The organism is Streptomyces sp. NPDC001709, assembly GCF_053596375.1.
In genome coordinates this window covers 1-2,289 of sequence record NZ_JBSFGB010000135.1, presented here as the reverse complement: position 1 = coordinate 2,289, position 2,289 = coordinate 1, and the positions used below count along the sequence as shown (strand labels likewise).

Annotated in this window: 2 protein-coding genes; one reads left to right on the top strand and one right to left on the bottom strand. The window is 67.9% G+C overall.

The features are described from left to right. Positions 1-172: 172 nt before the first annotated feature. Positions 173-1,171: a helicase associated domain-containing protein gene (locus ACWC0C_RS48260; RefSeq protein WP_450871538.1), complete on the bottom strand. Its 999-nt coding sequence runs from the start codon at positions 1,169-1,171 to the stop codon at positions 173-175. Between the two features lie 612 nt (positions 1,172-1,783). Here ACWC0C_RS48260 and ACWC0C_RS48255 point away from each other — a divergent pair. Next, positions 1,784-2,179: a VOC family protein gene (locus ACWC0C_RS48255; protein WP_450871537.1), complete on the top strand. Its 396-nt coding sequence runs from the start codon at positions 1,784-1,786 to the stop codon at positions 2,177-2,179. The last annotated feature ends 110 nt before the right edge of the window (positions 2,180-2,289 follow it).

Genomic DNA, 2,289 nt, shown 5'->3' with positions numbered 1-2,289 from the left:
ACGAACACGAGACCAACCACTACGCTCAACACCAGCCCCAACCGGCGGCTGGAGCCAACACATAGAGCCTCCACCGACCCCGGAGCGCTTCACAGCGCCGGGAGCTTCGTGGCACGCCGACCGCAGGTGGGGCGGCGAGTACGAGTAGTTGCGGTCCGACTGGCTGCGAGGCTCAGAGCCGGGGTGCCGCAGTTGTTGCGGCAGCAGGTGGACGATGGCCGGCATCGCAAAGGTCCGGGCGACTGGGGGCGAACATGCCGGAGGCCCGGACCGCTTGGTCCGGGCCTCGCGTTGGCTTGGGGAGTCGATCTCCTTGAAGGCCGTCGGTGACCGCCCCTCCACCGAGGTTATGGGGCGGAGCGAGAGACATGTGACGCTCGGAGTTCTGGTTCCAGCGCATGCCGATGGTGGAGAGCTGCTCGGCGCGTTCGGGTGTGAGAGTCGTGGCCCGTGAGCGGTGGTTCCCGATCCAGGTGCCGAGCTTCAGTTCCCGCTCCTCCTGGTCGCCGCCGTCGACGCCGACCACGATGGTCTCCACGTGCTTGCGCGGCAGGCGAAGGTGTCCCTTGCGCTCGTAGAACTGTTTGGCGGCCGCGTAGTTCATCGCCCATTTGTCGGCCTGCGTGCGGGGCGGGGGCGGCCCCTCGTACTCGGTCGCGGGCTCGATCCCGAGGACCTGCTCACACGTCCACTGCTGCATGGTGGTGAGCTTGTCGCAGCCGAGCCACACCGAGTGCACCCACCGGCCAAGGTCCTCGCCCTGGTGCACGACGGTGCCCGGTTCCATGGGCAGCAAGCCGCCGGCCTCCAGGTGCTGGCGGACGAGGTGGAAGGCGCGTTGCCATTCCACTGGCCAGGCCGGGTACCAGGAGGGATCGATGTCCTCCAGCTTTTCGCGCCGCTCGTCCGGCAAGGCGCCGGCCGACGACTGGACCGGCAGGCCCTGGGCACGCCGGTGTTCGATCGCGGTAGCCTTCCGGGCGGCGGCGCGGGCGTTCTTCAGCCAGATGCCCACTCGGTATCCCTGGTGGGTGGCGTCGAGCGGGGCCAGGAGGTGCCCGTTTTCGGTGGCCCACCCGCGGGCGGCGGCGAGTCCTTCTTCCCACGCGACGTCGTAGTGCGACCAGACCATGCCCAGCTTCTCCAGCTGCGCCACGCGGTCGGTGTCCATGTCCCTGCGGGTGCGGAACCTTCGGGCGTCGGCGATCCATTACCCCAGCGGAAACCTGGCGAGCGAGGCCGGCATACCCTCGGCCTCCGCCTCCTCGTCGTCGCGGCCGGGTACGCGGTACGTGAACGGCACCTTGAGGTCGCCGTGGAGCCGGTTGTGGATGACGCGGCTTCGATACCGCGTCGCCAGTGGGTGTGTTCGGGGTTGAGGACGCGGAGGTTGATGAACGCGGCGAGTGCGGCGGGGCGCGGGGGGGTGCCGAATTTCAGCAGTGCTCGGGCTGGCACGGACAGTCGATCGCTTCGGTCGCTGTCGGCTTCCTCGCCCTCCTGGCTCCCGCTGCGGCTCTGTACGCCTCTGACGCGGGTTGGTGCCTGTGGCTGGGCCAGTACTTCCACGACGCGGGTATCGTGGGCCCTGAGCGCCTCCAAGAGCCGGGCCAAGCCACCGAAAGCCCGGCTGTGGGCATGCTGTCCACCGTCTCCCCAGGCCCGAGCAGCACCGGCACGACTAGATGATCGATTCCAAGGGTTCGTGGTCGTAGCGATTCCGGACCGGAGGGGCGGCGCGGTCCCATAGGCTGAGCCCTCGTCCGCACTGTCTGGGGGAGTAATGACCAGTAGGTTCACCGAGTTGGTTGTCGACTGCCACGATCCGGAGCGGCTCGCGGCCTTCTGGTGCGCGGTGCTGGGCTTCAAGGTGATCGACCGGAGTGAGGGCAAGGTCGAGATCGGTTCCTGGGAGCCGACCGTCGAGGAGGTCCGGGCCCGCCAGATGCCGCCCACCCTGCTCTTTATCCGGGTGCCCGAGGGCAAGACCATGAAGAACCGGCTCCACCTGGACGTCAGCCCGATCGACGGCAGTACCGACGACGAGGTAGCCAGGCTGGTTGGCCTTGGCGCCACAAAGGCGGACGTGGGCCAGGACCCTGGCCGGAGCTGGGTGGTCATGGCCGACCCCGAAGGCAACGAGTTCGACGTCCTGCGCACCCTGGCACCGTCCAACTAGACGATCACTCCCAAGGGTTACTGACCTTGTTGGCGTGATGTCGTCAACGTGAGGCCGGTTTCGGCGAGACATCCATCGATGAGGTTGCTGCGGTACTGGATCTCGCGGAG